Here is a 21,107-nt window from a genome sequence, read left to right on the forward strand (position 1 = left end):
GCAGCACTCAATCCACCGACACCCGACCGCGTCCCGCCTTCACTTCGCTCCGCCCCTTTTTCGCGTCGACGCGGCGCGCCTTGGCGGCTTTGCTCGGCTTGGTCTTGACGCGGCGGACCGGGCGATCATGCGCCTTGCCGATCAGCTCGGACAGCCGCGCTCGGGCATCGACGCGATTGGCATTCTGGGTGCGGAATTTGCGCGCGGTAATCACGATCTCACCCGCTGTCGTCATCTTGGTGCCAGCAAGCGTCTTCAGCCGCTGATAAACATCGGGCGCGAGCCCCAGCTTGAACACATCGACGCGCAATTGCACCGCGGTCGCCACCTTGTTGACATTCTGCCCGCCCGGTCCCGATGCGGCCAGGAAACGCTCCTCCTCGATCGCGCTTTCGGGGAGGACATACTCAGCCATCGCTGGTCTCAGGCGCGGGCTCAGCGGTCGGCGCTGGGCCAAAGCCGGCCGCCACGAACCGTTCAGGCAGCGGCGCTTCGGCAGTCACATCGGGCTTGCCCTCGCGCGGGACGGTCAGTGCCGCCGCGTGCAGCAGCATCCCGTGCGGGCCCTTGCGCCCATAGACCGGATCACCCGCGACCGGCGCGCCCAACGCCTCTGCGGCGTGCACGCGGATCTGGTGGGTGCGCCCGGTTTCAGGCGAAAACTCGACCAGCGATTGCGCACCGATCACGCGCACCAGCCGCCAATGGGTGCGCGATGGCTTGCCCTTGGGGCTGCCAATCATCCGCCAGCCCTCTGCTTCGCTGCTGATCTTGTCGAGTGCGAGATCGATCAACCCGCTTTCCCCGTCAGGGATGCCATCCAGCACCGCGAGATAGCGTTTGGTGACCAGCCCAGCCTCAAACACCCGTTGGAAGCGCTTATGCGCCTTGGGATTGCGCGACAGCAGCAGGCAACCGCTGGTGTCACGATCCAACCGATGCACCGCCTGCGGCCAGCGCTGAAAGCCGAAGGTCAGGCTTTGCAGATGGTTTTCCAGGCTGAGCGCGCCGTCACGCGGCGGATCGACCGGCAGGCCCGCAGGCTTGTCGATGACGATTGCTTCACCGTCGATAAAAAGAACATGGTCTGTAATCATCACACGCCCTTGCCACTCGCCGCGCCCGCGTGCCAGAAAAAGCGCATCGGCCCGAGGACCCCATGAAGAACCAATTCGCTCTGGCGCTGGCGGTTATCGCCCTGGCGCCGATCACTGCGCAAGCAACTACCCAGCATCTATGCCCAAGTGAGAACGTCGCGGTTGGCGCTGACGGAAGGCTGCTTGGCCATTTGCCCTATGGCCAGGCGACGGTATCGGAACTGGTCCCCGCCCCGGCGGCCTTTGCGCTCGGGCTGCCCTGTCTCTTGCGTCCCGAAGCGGCGGCGGATCTGGGACGCATGCTGGCTGCCGCTGCGCTGACGCCAGGCATGGCCGGGCGGATCCGGGCAGTATCCTGCTATCGTACGATTGAACGCCAGCGCGCGGTATTCTGCAGCCAGATCGGGCCGAACAAGCGCTGTCGCAACGCAGCCGAACGTGCCCGCGCCGTGGGGCCACCGGGTTATAGCGAACACGCGACGGGCTATGCGATCGATTTCGGTACCCGCCCCTCACCAGGGTGCCGCGATGTCGATGCCTGCTTCGCCTGGACGCCGGCCGGAAAATGGCTAATCGCTCATGCGCCTGATTTCGGGTTCGAACTCTCCTTCCCGGCGGGCAATGCGCAAGGGGTGACCTGGGAACCCTGGCATTGGCGCTGGGTCGGCACATCGGCAAGCGCCGCCGGCGCCGGCCCGGCCCGCGCGATCTTTGCCCGCGCCCGCCGCGATTTTGCAGCACTGCCGATGATTCCGGAAGGAACGCCGGTACTGGCCGTCCCGCCCTTGATCGCGGCACCGGGCAGACCGGGGGGGAATGCCGTTTCGTCCAGCGCCCGGCAAATGCCATCGGTCGCTCCGATGTCGCCGCTGATTGCGGCGCCCGGCACTCAGGCGCCTGCAGCCGCACCAACGGCGACGCCCCGGATCGAGACGCCGCCGCTGCGGTAACCTAGAGCATCGTGCTGAAAATATGATCCGTTTGTCCTGAGTAGCCATTGAGCTTGTCGAAATGGCGTATCGAAGGACGGCGCTTGGGGCACGTCCTTCGATACGGGTCTTCGACAAGCTCAGCCCCAACTCAGGACGAACGGGGGGGTGATTCAAACTTCAAGTACGGTGCTCTAGCGGGATACGATCAGGCAGCCTGCTTGATCGCCACTTCAGCAATGCGCCGTCCCTGATAGCGGGCGCCATCAAGCTCAACCGCGCTCGGCTGACGGCTGCCATTGCCATCGGCGATCGTCGTCGCGCCATAGGGCGATCCGCCCTTCACTTCATCAACGCCCATTTGCGCCTGATAGCCATAATCCAGCCCGACGATCGTCATCCCGAAATGCAGCAAATTGGTGATGATCGAAAACAGCGTGACTTCCTGGCCGCCATGCTGGGTCGCGCTTGAGGTGAACGCCCCGCCGACCTTGCCGTTGAGCGCGCCGCGCATCCACAACCCGCCGGCCTGATCGAGAAACGCCGTCATCTGGCTGGGCATCCGCCCGAAGCGTGTTGGCGCGCCGATCACGATCGCGTCATAGCTGGCCAGTTCTTCGACAGAACCAATCACCGGATGGGCGCTGTCGGTCTTGAAATGCGCCGCCGCAACCACCGCTTGCGGCGCGGTTTCCGGTACGCGGCGAACATCGGCGATCGCCCCAGCGGCACGGGCACCTTCGGCAACGGCTTCGGCCATCTGCTCGATATGACCATAAGAGGAATAATAGAGAACAAGTACTTTTGACATGACGATGCTTCCTTATTGGTGGGACTTTTCGGGGCGGGCACGTTGGGTCTGCTTGGGGAAAAGCCGCACCCGCCCCGTCCGCGTCCGCGAACGGACCCGGAAACGGCATTGCAACGAACGCTGGCCTATTCAGAATCGACCAAAACGATCTCGGCATCCTCAATTGCGGTGATGGTGATCGTCTGCCCGCCCAGCAGCGCGACACCGTCGCGGGCGTTGATCCGGGCGCCGTCAATCTCAATCACGCCAGTGGCTGGCACGAGATAGCCGTGGCGGCCACCGCCAAGTTCGTAGCTGGTGGTTTCACCCGCTTTGACAGTGGCGGCGAGCAGCCGGGCATCAGCGCGGATCGGCAGGGCGCCTTCATCCTCGGCAAACCCGCTGGCGAGCGTCACGAACTTGCCCGAGCGATCATCCTTGGGGAATGGCTTGGCGCCCCAGCTCGGGCTGCCGCCCAGCCGCTTCGGTTCGATCCAGATCTGGAACAAGGTCGTCGTTTCGGATTCGAGATTATATTCCGAATGGCGAACGCCCGTTCCCGCGCTCATCACCTGCACGTCACCCGCCACCGTCCGGCCGGTATTCCCCAGCGAATCCTGATGGGTGATTGCCCCGGTGCGGACATAGGTGATGATCTCCATGTCGCGGTGCGGATGCGGCGGAAAGCCCGAATTGGCAGCGATTTCGTCGTCGTTCCACACCCGGATGCTGCCCCAGCCCATCCGGTCAGGGTCGTAATAGCTGGCGAAGGAGAAGTGATGACGGGCGTTAAGCCAGCCATGATCGGCATGACCAAGGCTGTCGAATGTCCGGCGGTCGATGCGGTTTTTGGTAAGCATTGGAACCTCCTTTGTGTTGCCGCCAAGATAGAGGTTGCAAACGCGGCGTAAATGGAAACGATGGAAACCTATCGTTTCCGAATATTCACTAATACCGGAGAAAATCGCGATGCGGCTACCCGATCTGGAGGGCTGGGCGATCTTCGCCAGCGTCGTCGAGCACCGATCGTTCAGCGGCGCCGCTGAAGCGATTGGCTTGTCCAAGGCGACCGTTTCAAAGGCAATCACTCGGCTGGAGGCGCATATCGGCACCAGCCTGTTCAACCGGACATCGCGCCGCCTGTCGCTGACGACGACCGGCAAGGCACTGGCCGAACATGCGCATCGCATCCTGGGTGAGGCACGTGCTGCCGAAGAAGCCGCGCATGATTCGACATCGGCCCTGGCCGGGCTGGTTCGGGTGAGTGCACCGATGAGTTTTGGCTTGCTGCATGTTGCGCCGGTTATTGCCGATTTTATCGCCGCCCATCCGGCGCTTGAGATCGACCTGCACCTCTCCGACGCGCTGATTGATATCGTCGCGGAGGGCATCGACATTGCGCTGCGCATCGGCGACCTGCCCGACAGCAGCCTTCGCGCGCGCCGGCTGGGGCCAATTCCGACCCATATTGTCGCTGCGCCCGCCTATCTTGCCCGCCATGGTCGGCCGACGCACCCTGCCCAACTCGGCGAGCATGTTTGTTTTGCCTATACTAATGCCAGCGGCCCTTGGCGCTTTACTGGCCCCAGGGGCGAGGAGGTCGCGGTGCGCCCGGCGGGGTCGTTCCGGTCGAACAGCGGCGATGCGATGCTGCCTGCGCTTCGCGCCGGTCTGGGCATCGCTACGCTGCCGGACTTTTTTGTCGGCGCCGATCTTGCCGCCGGACGGTTGGAAGCGGTCCTGACCGACTGGCGCGGGCCACCGATTGCGCTGCATTTGATGACCCCGCCCAGCCCCTTGCGACCCCGCCGCGTGGAAATGCTCGTCAATCACCTCACCGCAACGTTAACCGGGGTCTGCCAGACCAAAATTTAACGGCGGCCAAGTGATTCTTCTGACTCAGGAATTGTACGCGACTCGTGGATTGAGGCCGCTTAATCACAAATTAACCTTTTACCTTCATCACTGATGAGGTTAATGGAATATGTGTGACGGTGCCGAGCGACTGGGGACGTTCGGGGCTGCGAGCAACAGGGGAATAGCCAGATGCGCGTGCTGCTGATCGAAGACGAGCCCACCACGGCCAAGGCCATCGAGCTGATGCTCTCGGCGGAAGGCTTTAACGTCTACACCACCGATCTTGGCGAAGAGGGCCTCGATCTCGGTAAGCTCTATGATTATGATATCATCCTGCTCGATTTGAACCTGCCAGACATGCATGGCTATGACGTGCTGAAAAAGCTGCGCGTCGCCCGGGTGCAGACGCCGGTGCTAATCCTGTCGGGCATCAACGAAATGGACAGCAAGGTCCGCTCGTTCGGCTTCGGCGCTGACGATTATGTCACCAAGCCGTTCCACCGCGAAGAACTCACCGCCCGCATCCATGCGGTCGTCCGCCGCTCAAAGGGCCATTCGCAGTCGGTCATCCGCACCGGCAAGCTCGCCGTCAACCTGGATGCCAAGACCGTCGAAGTCGATGGCGCCCGCGTCCACCTGACCGGCAAAGAATATGCGATGCTTGAGCTGCTCAGCCTGCGCAAGGGCACCACGCTCACCAAGGAAATGTTCCTGAACCACCTTTATGGCGGCATGGACGAACCCGAACTCAAGATCATCGACGTCTTCATCTGCAAGCTGCGCAAGAAGCTCAGCATGGCATGCGAGGGCGACAATTATATCGAGACCGTCTGGGGCCGCGGCTATGTGCTGCGCGAACCGGACGATGTGCAGGAAGCTGCCGTCGCGTAAAACGAGCTAAAGACGGGGGAAAAAGCCCGCGGTTCCCGATAAGGGCGCTGCGGGCTTTTTTGTGCGCTGCGCCAACGATTTATCGGCAAATGTCTCGCCCAAAATGGGTGGCGTCGAATCGACAACTCACCCCTTACCCACCCCTTAAACATTGCCATCGCTCAACAAGCAGGGCAGTTTGAGCGGATGATATGGCCCGACGTTGACCGGGATCCAGCGAGGGAGAGACTGATCATGGCGACCGCCTTCAAGCAGATCGAGGATGAGGCCATCGAAGCCGCCCGATCGATCGCTTATTCGATGCCGATCGAAGACATCGACATGACCGACTCCTCGCGCTTCGTTGATAATACGCACTGGGCGTTCTTCGAACGGCTCCGCAAGGAAGCGCCGGTGCATTATTGCGCTAAGGGCCGGTTCGGGCCCTTCTGGTCGGTGACGCGCTACAAGGACATCATGGCGGTCGATACCAACCACGCCGTCTTCTCCTCAGAAGCGCATCTCGGCGGGATTACGGCGAAGGATCAGGAGAGTGATTTCATCCTGCCGATGTTCATCGCGATGGATCAGCCCAAGCATGATGTGCAGCGCAAGGCGGTGTCACCGATCGTCGCGCCCGCCAATTTGGCGGTGCTGGAAGTGCTGATCCGCGAGCGTGCGCAGAAGATTTTCGATAACCTGCCGATCAACGAACCGTTCGACTGGGTCGACCGCGTATCGATTGAACTGACGACACAAATGCTCGCCACGTTATTCGACTTCCCCTGGGAGGAGCGCCGCAAGCTGACATATTGGTCCGATGTCACCACCACCGACACCACCGCGCCCGGTGCCATAATGACCCGCGACGAACAGCGCGCGATCCTGATCGAATGCCTCACCTATTTCACTGGCCTGTGGAATGCGCGCGTCAATGCCCCGCCAGCGGGCGATCTGATCTCGATGATGGCGCATAACCCATCGATGCGCGACATGCAGCCGATGGAATATCTCGGCAATCTGTTGCTGCTGATCGTCGGCGGCAATGACACCACGCGCAACTCGATCACCGGCGGGCTGTTGTTCCTCAACGAAAATCCGGGCGAATATCAAAAGCTCCGCGACAACCCGGCGCTGATCGAATCAATGGTGCCGGAAATCGTCCGCTATCAGACGCCGCTTGCGCATATGCGCCGCACCGCGCTGCAGGACACGATCCTGGGCGGGCAGCACATCAAAAAGGGCGACCGCGTCGTGATGTGGTATGTCTCGGGCAATCGCGACGAGACCGAGATCGACAATCCCGATGCCTTCATCATCGATCGCGCGCGCCCGCGCCAGCATCTGTCGTTCGGCTTCGGCATCCATCGCTGCGTCGGCAATCGCCTGGCGGAAATGCAGCTCAAGATCGTCTGGGAAGAAATCATGAAGCGCTGGCCGTTGATCGAGGTGGTTGAGCCGCCCGTCCGGGTGCCATCGGCCTTTGTGAAGGGCTATGAGCGCATGATGGTGCGCATTCCGGGCTGATCCGCGCGCCTATCGCCGATCTGCCACATCACTGAACATCCAGGGGGTTTCATGCCGCGCGTCACTTTTGTTGAATCCAATGGTACCGAACATCACGTCGATGTCCCCACCGGCTATTCGGTCATGGAGGGCGCGCTCAATAACAATATTCGCGGGATTGATGGCGATTGCGGCGGCAATTGCGCGTGCGGCACCTGCCATGTCTATGTCGCCGCCGAATGGCGCGAACGGACGGGCGTGCAGAGCGAGATGGAGCATGACATGCTCGAATTCGCAGAAGGCGTGCGCGAGGATAGCCGGTTGTGCTGCCAGATCGAAATGTCCGATGCACTGGACGGCTTGATCGTCCATGTCCCGGATTCACAACACTGATCGCGGCCCGATCAGTCGCTTTGCGGCTGCCTTAGAGTCTGATGACTTTGGATTGGTCCAACACAAACCCCGTTCGCCCTGAGCGAAGTCGAAGGGCATGTGTAGCGCGTGGGCTTCGACTTCGCTCAGCCCGAACGGGTATAATTTTGAAGCGACCTAACGTCATCAGGCTCTAGCGCCCCCAGGCCTTCACCCCGCCAATCCAGGTTTCCTCCACCTTGGTGGCGCGCAAATCGCTGGGGCTGGCGAGCAGCGGGTCACGGTCAACGATGATGAAATCGGCCCATTGCCCAGCACCCAGCCGCCCGAAATCCTTTTCGGCAAAACCCGCATAGGCCGCGTCCATCGTGTAAGCGCGCCACGCCTGTTCGCGGCTGACCCGCTCCTGCGGCTGCCAGCCGCCATAGGGCTTGCCATCGGCATCCGCGCGGGTGAAGCCGGCCGCCCAGCCAGCAAAGGGATCGGGGCTTTCGACCGGATAATCGGTACCAAAGGCCAGCACCGCGCCATTTTTCAGCATCGTCGCCCAGGCATAGGCCCCGCCTAGCCGATCCAGCCCCAACCGCGCTTCGGCCATCGTCCGATCGCCCGTCTGGTGGACCGGCTGCATCGAGGCGATCGTGCCATGCTCCCCGAACTTGGCGAGATCGGCGGGATCGACGATTTGCGCATGTTCGATCCGCCAGCGGCGATCGCCCTTATAAGTCTCGGACAAATCGCTGATCGCCGCCAGCACCTGCGCATTGGCCTTGTCGCCAATCGCATGCACCGCGACCTGATAGCCATCCATCGCCGCCCGGCTCATGTAATTGCGCAGCACGTCATCGTTCAGAAACCCGGCACCACTCTGCGTCGGCGCATCGGCATAGGGCGCCTTTAGCCACGCCCCGCGCGACCCCAGCGCGCCATCGGTATAGAGCTTGACGCCAGCCAGCTTCAGCCGACCATTATACAACCACGGCGTCGGCCCCACGCCACCGATACGGATCGTTTCCTCAATCCCCGCGCCATAGCTGATGAAACGAACGCGCAGCGACCCGGCATCGCCGAGCCGACGATAGCTCATCCAGTCATCGAGCGAGGTGCCCATATCCGCCGTCGCGGTGATGCCATAGCTGAGCAGGATCGCCTGCGCCTTCAGGATCGCGGTGCCGCGTTCCTTGGGCAAGGGCTGCGGCACAACCCGCGCGACCAGTTCCTGCGCCGAATCGACGAACACGCCGTTCGGCTCGGCACCGGTCTTTTCAATCCGCCCGCCGACCGGGGCGGCACTCTTGGCCGAAACCCCCGCCGCCTTCATCGCCGCACTATTCGCCCAACTCGCATGGCCGTCCGCCCGCGACAGCCACACCGGCCGATCGCCGACCACGCCATCGAGATCAGCCGCCGTCGGGAAGCGGCCCAGCCCCCATTTCTCCTGGTTCCAGCCCCCGCCCAAAATCCATTTCTTGTCCGGATTAGCCGCAACATAAGCGGCGATCTTCGCCTTGGCCTCGTCAAGCGAGCTCGTGTCCGACAGATCGAGCTCCAGCGCACGAAAGCCCAGTTCAGTGACATGGCCGTGCGCATCGACAAAGCCGGGCAGCAGCACCTTGCCCTTCATGTCCGCGCGCCAATCGAGCTTGTCGGGGCGCTTCTCCCCCTGCTTCAGCAACCGCGCGACATGGCCATCGGGCGTCATCACCAAGCCCGTAAAGCGCACCACCTTGCCTTCGGCATCGAGCGTAATGCCGTCAACATTGTCGATTAGCGCATCGGCATGGGCAGGGATCGCGGTGCCCAGGCAGGCAATGGCGATCAGGCGGGCGATTGAGTTTTGGCGGGTCATGCCGCCGTGATATTGACTGTCAGCGAAATTTGCGAGGGAAGATGATGCGCGGATCGATGATCGCTACGGCCATGTTGCTGGCAGGCGCCACGCCGGCGATCCCGCTCTTGGCCCAGCCATCGGCCCAGCAATCGGCCCAGCGCCTCCAGCCCAAGGTCGAGGTGAAGACCGCCGATTATGAGTTCAGCTATAGCTATCCCGTCCAGGCCGCCGCGATCCCCGCGCTCGCCGCCTATTTCGAGGCCGACCGCGCCCGCATCCGCGCGAGCCTGATCAAGGATGCCGCCGACGCGCGGCGCGAGGCCAAGCAAGACGGCTATAGCTTCAACCCCTATGAAACCGCGATCGTCTGGGACGTGGTCACGCAAACGCCGCGCCTGCTGAGCCTCTCCGGTTCATTTTATGGCTTCAGCGGCGGCGCGCATGGCAATATCGGCAGCGATTCGCTGGTCTGGGACAAGCAGCGCCGCGAACGGCTGAAGCCCGTCGCGCTGTTCAGCTCGCCCGACGCCTTATGGGCCGCGATCAAGCAGCCCTATTGCCAGGCGCTCGACGCCGAACGCGCCAAGCGCCGGGGCGAGACCGTCGGCAAATCCAGCGACCCGTTCGATACCTGCCCGCCGCTCAAGGATCTGACGCTGCTGCTCGGCTCAAGCAACCGCCAGGCCATCAACCGCATCGGCCTGATCGCCGATCAATATGTCGCCGGCCCCTATGCCGAGGGGCCGTATGAGATCACGCTGCCGGTAACGCCAGCGGTGATCGCGGCGGTGAAGCCGGGGTATCGTGCTGCGTTTGCTGTTAAGCGTTGATGGGGTGGGTTGGTATCTCTCGGTTACGTTCTGAGACGTCCGCAATTGGGTGGAAAGCGGACTGTCTGCAATTGGGCCGCGATCGGCAGAAACGGACATCGCCTTGCTGGCAATGATTGGGCCGACTGCGGACCGTCGGCTTACGGAAATAATCGTTAGAAAGCCGACGCTGGAGTAGCTTTGCATCAGAACACCAATCGGCCTCTGGGTACTGCTGGATGGGAGATGAAGCTAGGCCGCTGCGCTAGAAAATTTACGCTGATGAAGTTCAGTTGCAGGCCATGGTCCAAAAAGACTCCAAAAGAGTGTAATGGGTGACTTGGTCGTCGAAGTCGATCAGGGCCGCGATCGCCCCTGGCTCGACCACAGCCTTGGTCAGATTATCTCCGGCAAAGGACCTGATGGCGTCCATCGACTCCCATCTCGTCATCACCTTGAACTCGATCTCGCCACCGTGATCGGCAATCAAGAGCTCTGCGCCGAGGAATCCTGGCGTGCCCCGAAGCTCGGGCAAAACGCGCTCGTGGAAATGAGCAGGATACACGGCCCGACGATCGTATTCAGCTCGCCCCTGCCACTCTCTCACAACCATGCTCGAACAACCTCGTCTAACAAGTGTTGACTCAGTCACTAAGACATGATGTTGATTTAATCAACATATGAACTTAATCAACATAGGAGTAGGTCAGCGTGTACACCCAACACGATCGGGAGGTGACGACCCTACGCACCTTCAACCGAGTTTACACGAGCCGTCTCGGTCTTCTCGATACCCATCTGGACGGGAGTCCGTTCACGCTAAGCGAAGCACGCATCCTCTACGAGATTGCCAATCGTACTGATCCAACGGGGGCGGAGATCGCCCGCGCTCTGCACCTTGACCGCGCGCAGATCAGTCGAACTCTGAAGCGGTTCAGTGATCGCGGATTGGTTGAAACACGCGACGATCCATCGCATGGGCGACACCAGTTGCTATCGCTGACGGCCACCGGACGAGCTGCATTTGAGGCGCTGGATAAATCCACGCGGGTCGCGGTCGGTGAATTTCTTGAAGGGCTGCCGAATCCTCGCCGCCAGTATCTTCTTTCGGCAGCGGAAATGATCATCCGTATTGTCGGGGCCGACACGCCTCCTCAGCCGACACTTCGGGGGCTCAAACCGGGGGATCTGGGGCTGGTCACGGCACGTCAGGCGATCCTCTATTGCGAAGAATATGGGTGGAATGCCGATTATGAAGCGCTCGTCGCCCGCATCCTCGCCGACTTTCGACAGTCCTTTGATCCCTCACGCGACGCAGCGTGGATCGCCGAGATGGACGGCGAGATGGTAGGATCGATCTTTCTCGTCGGCGCCCGTGAGGATCATCCGGAAGTGGGCAAGCTGCGGCTTCTGTATGTCGAGCCTGACGCGCGCGGTGCGGGCATTGGCAAAATGCTAGTCGACGCTTGCATCTCAAGTGCGCGCGCCCTCGGCTATAAGCGCCTCGACTTGTGGACCAACAGTGTCCTGATCGCGGCTAGAAGTATATATGAGCGAGCCGGCTTCTCACTCGTCAACGAGGAGCCGCATCACTCCTTCGGGCAAGAGCTTTTAGGGCAAACTTGGTCGTTGGATCTCAGCTGCCAAACGAACGTCCGCTTTCGGGATCAGCCAACAAAGAGCTGAGCGGCACATTTTGGGCGCGTTGCTGTCGCTAGCGTTGCGCGGCGAACTTCCGCTTCCAGGCGTCCAGAAATCGCGACTCAATGACCGGCATTGGGGCGTTAGCGGTCACTTCAACTTCGGTTGTGTCCCCGCGAAGGCGGGGACCCAGTCTGGGCTCCCGCCTTCGCGGGAGCACAATGTCAACGTCCGAAACTGGAGCGATATCCGACCGGGAGCTTCGTCAAGCCGAGGTCCTGAAACCAACCCCACCCCCCCTACCTCGGCAGTCGCCGCACCAGCGAACTCGTGTCCTGCCGGGCGCCGCCCATTTTTTGCACATCGGCGTAGAATTGATCGACCATCGCCGCCACCGGCAGGCTCGCGCCGTTCTTCTTGGCTTCGTCGATCGCCAGGCCCAGATCCTTGCGCATCCAATCGACCGCGAAGCCGAAATCGAACTGCTCGTCGGCCATGGTCTGCCAGCGATTGACCATTTGCCAGCTTTGCGCAGCCCCGCCCGAAATCGCGTCGAACACGCGCGCCAGATCAAGCTCGCTCGCCTGGGCAAAACGCAGCGCTTCGCTCAGGCCCTGCAATACCCCGGCAATCGCGATCTGGTTGACCATCTTGGTCTGCTGCCCCGCGCCCGGCCCACCGACATGGACGATGCGCAGCGCATAGGCTTGCATCAGCGGTTCGGCCGCCGCCATCGCTGCCGCAGAGCCACCGCACATGATCGACAGCTTGCCATTTTCGGCCCCCGCCTGCCCGCCCGATACCGGCGCATCGACCACCAGCGCGCGCGCCGCGGCCAGCCGCCGCGCGATATCGGCGGAGACGGTGGTGTGATCGATGAACACCGCATCGTTGCGCATTGCTGCGAACGCGCCGTCGGTGCCCAGCGTCACCTGCGCCAGATCATCGTCATTGCCGACGCACGCGATCACCGCGTCCTTGCCCACCGCTGCCGCCGCCGGGCTCTCTGCCACTGTGCCGCCATGCGCGGCGACCCAGGCCTCTGCCTTGGCGCGGGTACGGTTATAGACGGTCAGGCTGTGCCCCGCCGCTGCCAGATGACGCGCCATGGGGCCGCCCATGATGCCGGTGCCGATGAATGCGATATGTGCCATGGGCTAGCCGCATAAGGCGTGTTCCGTCGCTGCGCCAGATGGTCTAGGGGCCAAGGCTATGGCTACTGATCCCGCCCCCGCCGCCGTGGCAGCTTTACCTGTTTCCATCGACGACGTCCGCGCCGCGCATGCCCGCATCGCGCCCTCCATCGTCCGCACCCCCACGCTGATCAGCAAGACGCTGTCGGAAATGACCGGGGCGACGGTGTATCTGAAGTTCGAGAATCTCCAATTCACCGCGGCCTATAAGGAACGCGGCGCGCTCAACACGCTGATGCAATTGGGGCCTCAGACAATCGGCGTGATCGCCGCGTCGGCCGGCAATCATGCACAAGGGCTTGCTTATCACGCCAATCGGCTCGGCATTCCCGCCACCATCGTGATGCCGACCACCACGCCAACGGTAAAGGTCACCCAGACCGAAGGACACGGCGCCACCGTCATCCTGTTCGGCGAAACCTTCGACGCCGCCTATGCCCATGCCCGCGAACTCGAGGCGGCACGCGGCTTCACCTTCGTCCACCCTTTCGACGATGCGCGCATCATCGCGGGCCAAGGCACCGTCGCCATCGAGATGCTGGAGGACGTGCCGGCAATCGACACGATCGTCACGCCCATCGGTGGCGGCGGGCTGATTTCGGGCATGGCCACCGTTGCGCGCGCCAGCGGCCGCGACATCGAAGTCATCGGCGTCGAGGCGGAGCTGTTTCCGTCAATGTATAACCGCATCAACGGCACCGACATGCCCTGCGCGGGCGATACGCTGGCCGAGGGCATTGCCGTGAAGGAACCCGGCGCGATCACCGCGACGATGGTCGAAGCACTGGTCGACGACATTTTGCTGGTGAGCGAACGCAATCTGGAAAAGGCCGTCAGCCTGCTGCTTCAGATCGAAAAGACCGTGGTCGAGGGCGCCGGCGCGGCCGGCCTCGCCGCGTTGCTCCAGCACCCGGAGCGATTCAAGGGCAAGACCGTGGGCATCACTTTGTGCGGCGGCAATATCGATACGCGGCTCCTCGCCAATGTCCTGCTGCGCGATCTTGCGCGATCGGGTCGGTTGGCGCGGCTGCGGGTGCGGTTGCAGGATCAACCGGGCGCGCTGTTCAATCTCGTCCGCGTTTTCGATGCCGAACGCGTCAACATCATCGAAGTTTATCACCAGCGCGTCTTCACCACGCTGCCCGCCAAGGGGCTGATCACCGATATCGAATGCGAAACCCGCGACCGGGCGCATCTCGACCGGCTGATCGCAGCGATCCGCCAGGCGGGCTATGAAGTGAGCCTGGTCGAACTCGCCTGAACAAAACCACGCTGGAGGGATTCGCGCGCGCGGCAAAGCGAGTCGCGCGACGCTTTAACATCGGCTGGGCTGGCCTATAGTGGCACTGCCGCTGGCATTTTAACGGCTTTCGCCCGATTTTGACTCTGCGCGCGCCCGCGTTAACCTTCAATCATGGTAAAGCCGCTTTTCATCACGATGGCGGTGATTCATAAGAGGTCAATCGGGGCCGCCGAATGTCGGCACAACTGGGAGGATCCGCGGCAGTGTCAGCACCTTTTCGCTTCCCGCGATTCTTCGTCACCAGCCCCTCGCCCTGCCCCTATTTGCCCGGTCGGCTCGAACGCAAAGTGTTCACCGAACTCAACGGCCCGCACGCCAGCGAACTGAACGATGCGCTTGGCCGCATTGGCTTTCGCCGAAGCCAATCGGTGGCTTATCGCCCCAGCTGCGCGGGCTGTTCGGCCTGCGTCTCGGTGCGGGTCGTTGCTGATGATTTTCGCGCCAATGCCACCCAGCGCAAGCTGATCCGCCGCCATAGCGACCTTGATATCAGCGCCTGCAAGGCGTGGGCGACCGATGAGCAATTTGATCTGCTCCGCCGCTATCTCGCCAGCCGCCACCCCGGCGGCGGCATGGCCGGCATGGATGAAGGCGATTATGCCGACATGATCGAACAAAGCCCGGTCAACAGCTTTGTCGTCGAATATCGCGAACCCTCGGTCGATGGCCGCCGCGGTCGCCTGGTCGGCGCGTGCCTCACCGATCAGCAAGCCGATGGCCTGTCGATGATCTATAGTTTCTTCGATGCCGCGCATGAAGATCGGCCTGGGCTCGGCAATCTCATCATTATCGATCACATCCGCCGCGCCCGCGCACTTGGCCTGCCCTATGTCTATCTCGGCTATTGGGTAAAAGGGTCAGACCGGATGGCCTACAAGACCCGCTATCGCCCGATCGAGGTGCTCGGTCCCAGCGGCTGGACGGTGATGAGCGATGACGACCTCACCCCGTCCCGCCTGCCCGCCCTGGCCGACGAACTGGCCTGAAAAACGCGCGATCGCGCCGTTACTGGTCGTCTAGCTCGGCCACATGGACATCGACAGCGAGTTGCTCGTCCCCCTCCCCCAGTCGCGACCCGGCGACCGGGGCCGCGCCATCTGAATCGAGGCCAATGCTGACGCGGACATGGTCTTCGCCCGCACAAAGCCCGATGCTGGGGTCAAACGCTACCCAGCCCAGCCCCTCGATATGCGCTTCTGCCCAACCATGCGGGCTTGGCTGGCTCGTCCCGAGCACGTCAAGCTTGCCATAGCCCGAAACATAGCGCGCTGGCGCGCCGATCGCGCGCGCCGCTGCGATGAAGATATGCGCCAGATCACGCCCTGGTGCGCGCGGTTCGGCAAAGGCATGCGCCGCTGATCGCCCCTGCACCGGTCGTTGCAGGCAAAAGGTAAAGCGCCCATGGATGGCACGGTTCAGGGCGTGCAACCGATCAAGCGCCGTTGTTCCGACCGCCGCCTCGCGGGCAAAATCGGTCAGCGCGTCATCAGCGTCGGTCAACGCGGTGCTGCGCAGAAATAATTCGGGTGGGAAACGCTCGCTTGCGCCCCGCAATACGCCAGCATTGGCGTTCGTCAGCACCTCGCCACTAACGCAAATCTCAATCGCGTCGATCGGCCCGGCTGCATAGAGCATCGTCACCGAGTTGCCGAACCCATCCACGGCTGCCTTCAACCGGGCATCGCAATCGACATCGATTCGCCAGGTCGCAATGGTCTGATCATGCGTATCGCCAGGCGTCATCCGCAGCATCTGCACCAGCCGCGCCTGCGGCGCGGAGAAGCGATAAAGCGTCCGGTGATCGATCGACAGCCTCATCCGACGAACCGAAACTGGCGCGCGATTGCCGCGCTGATCAGCGCATTTTCACTATTGAACGCCTGCAAATATTGGTGAAGCCCGCTGGCGATCACCTGGCGCGAGTTGGTTTTCTGCATCCGGGCATAGCGCATCCGCGCCATACGATCCGCTTCGCCCTGCAGGCCGGTCCGCTTGGCAAGCAGGCTCAAAATCTCAACCACTTCCTCAACGCAACCGGCCAGCGAGCGCGGCAACTCATGGCGACACAGCAATAAATCGATGACATTGGCCGGGGTCAGCCCTTCATTATACAGCCAGCGATAGGCAGTGACGGCAGAGACCGTCTGCAGGATCGTCGTCCATTGGTCGCGATCAATCACGCCGCCGATCCGCTCGCCTTCGGGCAGCAGCAGATGATATTTGACATCGAGCAGCCGCGCCGTGTTGTCGGCGCGCTCAATCGCCTGGCCCAACCGGATAAAGCCATTGGCCTGGTTGCGCAGCATCCGGTTCATCGCGCCTTCAAACCCCAAGGTTTCCACCTTGACCGCTTCGACCAGCCCAATCGTTGCCGCCGTCCCGCCGGGGCTGGAACGGGTGCTGAACAACAGCCAGGCGCGGTTGATCGATGTCCAGGCGTCACGCGTCAGCGCAGTGCGCACCGCCTTGGCGTTCATCCGGGCCATATCCAGGCAACGCATGATCGATCCCGGGTGGCTGGTGTCGAGCGTCAGGAAGCGCGCAACATGCGCCTGGGTCACGCTCTGCCCGGTCGCCGCAAAGGCCTCATCGGTCTCGGAAACCGCCAGCGCGCTTTGCCATGCTGCCTCCCCCGCTGGCCGCGCTGAGAGCGCATCGAGCCGCACCGTCGCCTCGACCAGCCGCGCGGTAAAATCGGCGCGCTCGACATAGCGACCGAGCCAATAAAGCGACGAGGCGGTGCGCGACAGCATCAGCCTTGGCTCTGCGACTGGGACAATCCCGTCGCGGGCGCGGCGCGCGGTGCGCCATTGTCGAGCAACACCATCGAATCCTTGGTGCCCCCGCCCTGGCTGGAATTGACCACCAGCGATCCCTGTTTCAACGCCACTCGCGTCAGCCCGCCGGGCACGACCTGCACGCCTTTTGCGCCGGTGAGCACGAAGGGACGGAAATCAACATGGCGCGGCGACAGCCCATCATCGGCGAGCGTCGGCACGGTCGAGAGCGACAACGTCGGCTGCGCGATGTAACGATGCGGCGCGGCGATCAGCGCGGCGCGGAAGTCTTCGATTTCGGCCTTGCTCGCCGTCGGCCCGACCAGCATGCCATAGCCGCCCGACCCATCAACCAGCTTCACCACCAGGTCCGCCAAGTTATCGAGGACATATTTCAGCGCCTGCGGTTCGCGGCAGCGGTACGTCTCGACATTGGGCAATTTCGCCTCGCCGCCCGAATAGAAGCGGACGATATCGGGCATATAGCTGTAAATCGCCTTGTCATCGGCAATGCCGTTACCCGGCGCGTTGATGATCGCGACATTGCCGGCGGCATAGGCCGCGATCAGCCCCGGCACACCAAGCATGGAATCGGGCCGGAAGACGAGCGGATCAAGATAATCATCATCGATCCGGCGATAGATGACATCGACGCGCACCCGCCCTGAAATCGTCCGCATCCAGACGATATCGTCATCGACCACCAAGTCCGCCGCTTCGACCAGCTCGACCCCCATCGAATCCGCCAGAAAGCTGTGTTCATAATAGGCCGAATTGAAATGGCCCGGGGTCAGCACGACACAAACCGGATTGTTGCCAGCGCTCAGCGGCGTCACTGATCGCATCGTTTCGAGCAATTTATCGGGATAGCTATCGACCGCGGCCACGCGGAGCGCGCGGAACAGCTCGGGGCAGAGCCGCAGCATCGCCTCGCGATTTTCGAGCATGTACGACACGCCCGACGGGGTCCGCGCATTATCCTCCAGCACGAAGAAATCATTGGGCCCCGTGCGCACCAGATCGATCCCGCAAATATGCGCCCACACCCCGTGCGGCGGCCGCATGCCCGCAATTTCGGGGCGGAACTGCGCATTGCCGAAGATCAGATCAGGCGGCAGCACGCCTTCGGCCATGATCCGCCGCTCGCCATAGATATCATCAAGGAACGCGTTGATCGCCTCAACCCGCTGAACCAGCCCTTCCGACAGCCGCGCCCATTCATCGGCCAGGAAAACGCGGGGCACGATGTCGAACGGGATGATCCGTTCGGCCGCGTCGCTATCACCATAAACCGCAAAGGTGATGCCCAGCTGGCGGAACGTCGCTTCGGCGGCTTGCTGGCGACGGCTGAGATCGGCGGGCGGCGTCGCTGCCAGCCAATCGCCAAGCGCGGCAAGTTCGGCGCGCGCCACCTGCCCGGTGCCGTCCCCCCAAATCTCGTCAAACGCGCGCTTTAGCCCCATTAAGTCCGCTCAATTCCCAGCTCTTCGTCACGGCTATGCTGCAACGCTTTGTTGCGATGCACAAGGGGGGCGGGCTGTCATCGCAAAGATGCCGACTTTCGGTTGCCGTTGGTTCTCCTCGATCGTCCCACAAGAGGCGTCTGGAATAAGGTCGAACGGGGCCAACCAGCGCAGAGCAATTATAGCTTGCAGCCTATGGACAGATAATAGCTTAGGAGCTATATTTTATCATGGCTTGGACACTGCTCTACCATGATGCATTTTTGCCGGAGCTGGAGGCCCTGCCTGAGGCGGTGCAAGACGAACTGCTCGCCATGGCGTCATTGCTCGTGACCTACGGGCCTGCGTTGGGCCGTCCGCATGCGGACACGCTTAGCGGGTCGCGCCATGCCAATATGAAGGAATTGCGGTTCAGGGCCGATGATGGCGTGTGGCGCGTTGCGTTCGCGTTCGATCCCAAGCGACAGGCGATCCTGCTCGTCGCTGGCGACAAGAGCGGGGTGGCGCAGAAACGTTTCTACAAGGCGCTGATCGCCAAGGCAGACAAGCGGTACGCCGAACACCTGAATATAGTGGAGAAGACAAATGCCCCCGACCCATGAAGAGATGATGGCGAAGCTCCCCAAGGCCAGGCGCGCCCGGATCGAAGCGCGATCGGAGGCACTGCACCGCGAGGTCGAAGGGCTGAAGGCGCTTCGCCTGCTCGCCGATCGCAGCCAGGAACAGATCGCCCAGGCGCTTGGCGTCAAGCAGCCGTCGGTGCTCAAGATCGAACGCCAGACCGACCTTTACCTCTCCACGCTACGGCGCTTCGTCGAGGCGGCGGGCGGCACCCTCGAACTGCGGGTCGAGCTGCCCGGCAAGGGGGTGATGCACCTGACCGGGGTGGGAGAGATCACCCCTTGATCGCTCCCGTACCACCCCGAAACTGGCGTCAGGAGATGCGCAGCCCAGGATGCGGAAGGTTGCGGTGTCGCTATCGGAACCTCCATCACGCTAAAGCTGCGTGACACTCGAAGTTCATACGGGAAATACGGTGACGGAGTTCGGGTGACAGTTCACCAAATACCCAAAGTAACCTCATCGCTCACCCCATCGTCGGGATAACAAACGCATTCGCCGCTTCGCCCACGCCGCCATCGGGCCAGCGCTGGGTGATCGTTTTGATCTTGGTCCAGAACTTGATGCCTTCAGGGCCGTGCTGGTTGGTATCGCCGAACGCTGAGCGCTTCCAGCCGCCAAAGGTGTGGTAGGCGACCGGCACCGGGATCGGCACGTTGATGCCGACCATCCCGACATTCACGCGTGCGGCGAATTCGCGCGCAGCATGGCCGTTGCGGGTGAAGAGCGCGACGCCATTGCCATATTGGTGCTGTGAGGGGAGCGCGAGTGCTTCTTCAAAATCGGCCGCGCGGACGACCTGGAGCACGGGGCCGAAGATTTCTTCCTTGTAGCTTTCCATGCTGGGCTTGACGTGATCAAACAGGCTTGGGCCAATGAAAAAGCCCTTTTCATGCCCCTGCAAGCTGAAACCGCGCCCATCGACGACCAGTTCGGCGCCTTCGTCCACCCCGGTCTGGATCCAGTTTTCCACGCGGGTGCGATGCGCTGCATTCACGACCGGACCGTAATCGGCATCCTTATCGGTCGACACGCCGATGCGCAGCTTGGCGATGGCGGGGAGCAGCTTTTCGCGCAAGGCCAGCGCCGTCTTCTCGCCGACCGGCACCACGACCGGCAGCGCCATGCAGCGTTCGCCCGCTGATCCAAACGCCGCACCCGACAGCTCGGCGACGACCTGGTCAAGATCGGCATCGGGCATGATCACGCCATGGTTCTTTGCCCCGCCCATCGCCTGGACGCGCTTGCCCGCTGCAACGCCGCGCCGATAGACATGGTGCGCGATATCTGACGAGCCGACAAAGCTGACCGCGCTGATCGCCGGATGATCAAGAATGGCGTCGACCATTTCCTTGTCACCGTGCACCACCTGCAAGATCCCGGCTGGCGCGCCCGCTTCAAGCATCAGCTCAGCAAGCCGCACCGGCACCGATGGATCGCGCTCCGACGGCTTCAGGATGAAGGCATTGCCGCACGCAATTGCGACGCCGAACATCCACATCGGGATCATCGCCGGGAAATTGAACGGCGTAATCCCCGCCCCAATCCCTAGCGGCAGCCGCATCGAATAGACATCGATGCCCGGCCCGGCGCCTTGGGTATATTCGCCCTTCAACAGATGCGGCACGCCGCACGCGAATTCGATGACGTCGAGCCCACGCTGCACATCACCGCGCGCGTCGGCGACGACCTTGCCATGTTCGGCCGACAGCAAATGCGCCAGTTCGTCGATATGCGCCTCTACCAGCCGCTTGAATTCGAACATCACGCGCGCGCGACGTTGCGGATTGGTCGCGGCCCAGCCCGGCTGCGCCGCCTGCGCTGCGGCCACCGCGCGATCAAGCTCGGCCTGCCCCCCCAGCGGCACTTGCGCCTGCACCGCGCCGCTATTGGGATCGAACACATCGCCGAACCGGGTGGCGGCTGCACCGGCAGGGCCAGCAATGTGATGATCGATGATGCGCATAGAGACTCTCCTGGGGAAGCTTTTCGTCCCTTTGGCATAGCCAAGCGTCGCTGTCAGCGCCCGCGCAGTGGCCGGCCGGCCA

22 protein-coding genes are annotated in these 21,107 nt (G+C 62.4%); 11 read left to right on the top strand and 11 right to left on the bottom strand.

The features are described 5' to 3' along the window. Positions 1–7 precede the first annotated feature (7 nt). Both arfB and B7Y43_RS10425 read right to left on the bottom strand, forming a co-directional pair. A complete protein-coding gene (gene arfB / locus B7Y43_RS10420) occupies positions 8–415 on the bottom strand; it encodes an aminoacyl-tRNA hydrolase (RefSeq protein ID WP_374131587.1) in 408 nt (135 codons plus the stop codon). Further along, a complete protein-coding gene (locus B7Y43_RS10425) occupies positions 408–1,097 on the bottom strand; it encodes an RluA family pseudouridine synthase (RefSeq protein WP_374131588.1) in 690 nt (229 codons plus the stop codon). The genes arfB and B7Y43_RS10425 overlap by 8 nt, the downstream gene beginning before the upstream one ends. A 62-nt stretch (positions 1,098–1,159) precedes the next feature. On the opposite strand from B7Y43_RS10425, the gene B7Y43_RS10430 reads away from it, so the two are divergent. Then, positions 1,160–2,047: a D-alanyl-D-alanine carboxypeptidase family protein gene (locus tag B7Y43_RS10430; RefSeq protein ID WP_374131589.1), complete on the top strand. Its 888-nt coding sequence runs from the start codon at positions 1,160–1,162 to the stop codon at positions 2,045–2,047. A gap of 187 nt (positions 2,048–2,234) precedes the next feature. On the opposite strand, the gene wrbA is transcribed toward B7Y43_RS10430, so the two are convergent. Together wrbA and B7Y43_RS10440 are read right to left on the bottom strand one after the other, a co-directional pair. Beyond that, complete coding sequence (gene wrbA, locus B7Y43_RS10435) at positions 2,235–2,837, bottom strand: NAD(P)H:quinone oxidoreductase (protein WP_374131590.1); 603 nt, start codon at positions 2,835–2,837, stop codon at positions 2,235–2,237. A gap of 125 nt (positions 2,838–2,962) precedes the next feature. Beyond that, positions 2,963–3,676, bottom strand: coding sequence for a pirin family protein (locus B7Y43_RS10440; RefSeq protein WP_374131591.1), 714 nt, complete (start codon positions 3,674–3,676; stop codon positions 2,963–2,965). A gap of 109 nt (positions 3,677–3,785) precedes the next feature. Between B7Y43_RS10440 and B7Y43_RS10445 the strand changes: the two genes are divergently transcribed. The 4 genes from B7Y43_RS10445 to B7Y43_RS10460 all read left to right on the top strand — a co-directional run bounded on the left by B7Y43_RS10445 (position 3,786) and on the right by B7Y43_RS10460 (position 7,442). Beyond that, positions 3,786–4,691, top strand: a complete 906-nt coding sequence (locus B7Y43_RS10445; protein WP_374131592.1) for a LysR family transcriptional regulator — start codon at positions 3,786–3,788, stop codon at positions 4,689–4,691. Between the two features lie 171 nt (positions 4,692–4,862). Then, the gene (ctrA, locus tag B7Y43_RS10450) at positions 4,863–5,564 is read left to right on the top strand and encodes a response regulator transcription factor (RefSeq protein ID WP_374131593.1); all 702 of its coding nucleotides are present in this window, start codon (positions 4,863–4,865) and stop codon (positions 5,562–5,564) included. Between the two features lie 234 nt (positions 5,565–5,798). After that, positions 5,799–7,070: a cytochrome P450 gene (locus tag B7Y43_RS10455; protein ID WP_374131594.1), complete on the top strand. Its 1,272-nt coding sequence runs from the start codon at positions 5,799–5,801 to the stop codon at positions 7,068–7,070. Positions 7,071–7,121: 51 nt separating this feature from the next. Next, positions 7,122–7,442: a 2Fe-2S iron-sulfur cluster-binding protein gene (locus B7Y43_RS10460; protein WP_374131595.1), complete on the top strand. Its 321-nt coding sequence runs from the start codon at positions 7,122–7,124 to the stop codon at positions 7,440–7,442. A gap of 172 nt (positions 7,443–7,614) precedes the next feature. On the opposite strand, the gene B7Y43_RS10465 is transcribed toward B7Y43_RS10460, so the two are convergent. After that, positions 7,615–9,270: an amidohydrolase gene (locus tag B7Y43_RS10465; protein WP_374131596.1), complete on the bottom strand. Its 1,656-nt coding sequence runs from the start codon at positions 9,268–9,270 to the stop codon at positions 7,615–7,617. 56 nt (positions 9,271–9,326) lie between these two features. Between B7Y43_RS10465 and B7Y43_RS10470 the strand changes: the two genes are divergently transcribed. Next, positions 9,327–10,082, top strand: a complete 756-nt coding sequence (locus tag B7Y43_RS10470) for a DUF4163 domain-containing protein (protein ID WP_374131597.1) — start codon at positions 9,327–9,329, stop codon at positions 10,080–10,082. A gap of 268 nt (positions 10,083–10,350) precedes the next feature. On the opposite strand, the gene B7Y43_RS10475 is transcribed toward B7Y43_RS10470, so the two are convergent. Beyond that, complete coding sequence (locus B7Y43_RS10475; RefSeq protein WP_374131598.1) at positions 10,351–10,626, bottom strand: antibiotic biosynthesis monooxygenase; 276 nt, start codon at positions 10,624–10,626, stop codon at positions 10,351–10,353. Between the two features lie 146 nt (positions 10,627–10,772). On the opposite strand from B7Y43_RS10475, the gene B7Y43_RS10480 reads away from it, so the two are divergent. Then, on the top strand, positions 10,773–11,747 hold the full coding sequence (locus B7Y43_RS10480) for a helix-turn-helix domain-containing GNAT family N-acetyltransferase (protein ID WP_374131599.1): 975 nt from the start codon (positions 10,773–10,775) through the stop codon (positions 11,745–11,747). Between the two features lie 254 nt (positions 11,748–12,001). Here the strand turns inward: B7Y43_RS10480 and B7Y43_RS10485 are convergent, their stop codons facing one another. Further along, positions 12,002–12,856 carry an NAD(P)-dependent oxidoreductase gene (locus B7Y43_RS10485; RefSeq protein ID WP_374131600.1) on the bottom strand — a complete coding sequence of 285 codons (855 nt, stop codon included), beginning with the start codon at positions 12,854–12,856 and terminating at the stop codon, positions 12,002–12,004. A gap of 58 nt (positions 12,857–12,914) precedes the next feature. On the opposite strand from B7Y43_RS10485, the gene B7Y43_RS10490 reads away from it, so the two are divergent. Both B7Y43_RS10490 and B7Y43_RS10495 read left to right on the top strand, forming a co-directional pair. Beyond that, the gene (locus B7Y43_RS10490) at positions 12,915–14,156 is read left to right on the top strand and encodes a threonine ammonia-lyase (protein WP_374131601.1); all 1,242 of its coding nucleotides are present in this window, start codon (positions 12,915–12,917) and stop codon (positions 14,154–14,156) included. Between the two features lie 245 nt (positions 14,157–14,401). Further along, entirely contained in the window at positions 14,402–15,184 is a 783-nt protein-coding gene (locus tag B7Y43_RS10495) for an arginyl-transferase family protein (protein ID WP_374131602.1), read from the top strand. 19 nt (positions 15,185–15,203) lie between these two features. Here the strand turns inward: B7Y43_RS10495 and B7Y43_RS10500 are convergent, their stop codons facing one another. From B7Y43_RS10500 to B7Y43_RS10510, 3 genes are read right to left on the bottom strand one after another with little or no spacing between them, the layout of a single operon-like run. Continuing rightward, positions 15,204–16,016, bottom strand: coding sequence for a transglutaminase family protein (locus B7Y43_RS10500; protein WP_374131603.1), 813 nt, complete (start codon positions 16,014–16,016; stop codon positions 15,204–15,206). Continuing rightward, positions 16,013–16,951 carry an alpha-E domain-containing protein gene (locus B7Y43_RS10505; RefSeq protein ID WP_374131604.1) on the bottom strand — a complete coding sequence of 313 codons (939 nt, stop codon included), beginning with the start codon at positions 16,949–16,951 and terminating at the stop codon, positions 16,013–16,015. The genes B7Y43_RS10500 and B7Y43_RS10505 overlap by 4 nt, the downstream gene beginning before the upstream one ends. Then, positions 16,951–18,438, bottom strand: coding sequence for a circularly permuted type 2 ATP-grasp protein (locus tag B7Y43_RS10510; protein ID WP_374131605.1), 1,488 nt, complete (start codon positions 18,436–18,438; stop codon positions 16,951–16,953). Before B7Y43_RS10510 ends, B7Y43_RS10505 begins: the two co-directional genes overlap by 1 nt. Positions 18,439–18,668: 230 nt before the next feature. Here B7Y43_RS10510 and B7Y43_RS10515 point away from each other — a divergent pair, with 230 nt between their 5' ends. Beyond that, positions 18,669–19,040 (top strand): type II toxin-antitoxin system RelE/ParE family toxin, encoded by a 372-nt coding sequence (locus B7Y43_RS10515; protein ID WP_374131606.1) that lies wholly within the window; start codon positions 18,669–18,671, stop codon positions 19,038–19,040. Next, positions 19,024–19,344, top strand: coding sequence for an XRE family transcriptional regulator (locus tag B7Y43_RS10520; RefSeq protein ID WP_374131607.1), 321 nt, complete (start codon positions 19,024–19,026; stop codon positions 19,342–19,344). Before B7Y43_RS10515 ends, B7Y43_RS10520 begins: the two co-directional genes overlap by 17 nt. A gap of 181 nt (positions 19,345–19,525) precedes the next feature. Here B7Y43_RS10520 and B7Y43_RS10525 read toward each other — a convergent pair whose 3' ends face one another. Beyond that, positions 19,526–21,025, bottom strand: coding sequence for a CoA-acylating methylmalonate-semialdehyde dehydrogenase (locus tag B7Y43_RS10525; RefSeq protein ID WP_374131608.1), 1,500 nt, complete (start codon positions 21,023–21,025; stop codon positions 19,526–19,528). Between the last annotated feature and the right edge of the window lie 82 nt (positions 21,026–21,107).

This window comes from Sphingomonas sp. 28-62-20, assembly GCF_002281505.1.

Excerpts from the sequence above, each read along its gene's own strand:
- B7Y43_RS10455 (WP_374131594.1), top strand. The coding sequence starts at position 5,799 with ATGGCGACCGCCTTCAAGCAGATCGAGGATGAGGCCATCGAAGCCGCC.
- wrbA (WP_374131590.1), bottom strand. The coding sequence starts at position 2,837 with ATGTCAAAAGTACTTGTTCTCTATTATTCCTCTTATGGTCATATCGAG.
- B7Y43_RS10465 (WP_374131596.1), bottom strand. The coding sequence starts at position 9,270 with ATGACCCGCCAAAACTCAATCGCCCGCCTGATCGCCATTGCCTGCCTG.
- B7Y43_RS10445 (WP_374131592.1), top strand. The coding sequence starts at position 3,786 with ATGCGGCTACCCGATCTGGAGGGCTGGGCGATCTTCGCCAGCGTCGTC.
- arfB (WP_374131587.1), bottom strand. The coding sequence starts at position 415 with ATGGCTGAGTATGTCCTCCCCGAAAGCGCGATCGAGGAGGAGCGTTTC.
- B7Y43_RS10510 (WP_374131605.1), bottom strand. The coding sequence starts at position 18,438 with ATGGGGCTAAAGCGCGCGTTTGACGAGATTTGGGGGGACGGCACCGGG.
- B7Y43_RS10425 (WP_374131588.1), bottom strand. The coding sequence starts at position 1,097 with ATGATTACAGACCATGTTCTTTTTATCGACGGTGAAGCAATCGTCATC.
- B7Y43_RS10520 (WP_374131607.1), top strand. The coding sequence starts at position 19,024 with ATGCCCCCGACCCATGAAGAGATGATGGCGAAGCTCCCCAAGGCCAGG.
- B7Y43_RS10490 (WP_374131601.1), top strand. The coding sequence starts at position 12,915 with ATGGCTACTGATCCCGCCCCCGCCGCCGTGGCAGCTTTACCTGTTTCC.
- B7Y43_RS10525 (WP_374131608.1), bottom strand. The coding sequence starts at position 21,025 with ATGCGCATCATCGATCATCACATTGCTGGCCCTGCCGGTGCAGCCGCC.
- B7Y43_RS10460 (WP_374131595.1), top strand. The coding sequence starts at position 7,122 with ATGCCGCGCGTCACTTTTGTTGAATCCAATGGTACCGAACATCACGTC.
- B7Y43_RS10440 (WP_374131591.1), bottom strand. The coding sequence starts at position 3,676 with ATGCTTACCAAAAACCGCATCGACCGCCGGACATTCGACAGCCTTGGT.
- B7Y43_RS10430 (WP_374131589.1), top strand. The coding sequence starts at position 1,160 with ATGAAGAACCAATTCGCTCTGGCGCTGGCGGTTATCGCCCTGGCGCCG.
- B7Y43_RS10505 (WP_374131604.1), bottom strand. The coding sequence starts at position 16,951 with ATGCTGTCGCGCACCGCCTCGTCGCTTTATTGGCTCGGTCGCTATGTC.
- ctrA (WP_374131593.1), top strand. The coding sequence starts at position 4,863 with ATGCGCGTGCTGCTGATCGAAGACGAGCCCACCACGGCCAAGGCCATC.
- B7Y43_RS10485 (WP_374131600.1), bottom strand. The coding sequence starts at position 12,856 with ATGGCACATATCGCATTCATCGGCACCGGCATCATGGGCGGCCCCATG.
- B7Y43_RS10515 (WP_374131606.1), top strand. The coding sequence starts at position 18,669 with ATGGCTTGGACACTGCTCTACCATGATGCATTTTTGCCGGAGCTGGAG.
- B7Y43_RS10500 (WP_374131603.1), bottom strand. The coding sequence starts at position 16,016 with ATGAGGCTGTCGATCGATCACCGGACGCTTTATCGCTTCTCCGCGCCG.
- B7Y43_RS10470 (WP_374131597.1), top strand. The coding sequence starts at position 9,327 with ATGATCGCTACGGCCATGTTGCTGGCAGGCGCCACGCCGGCGATCCCG.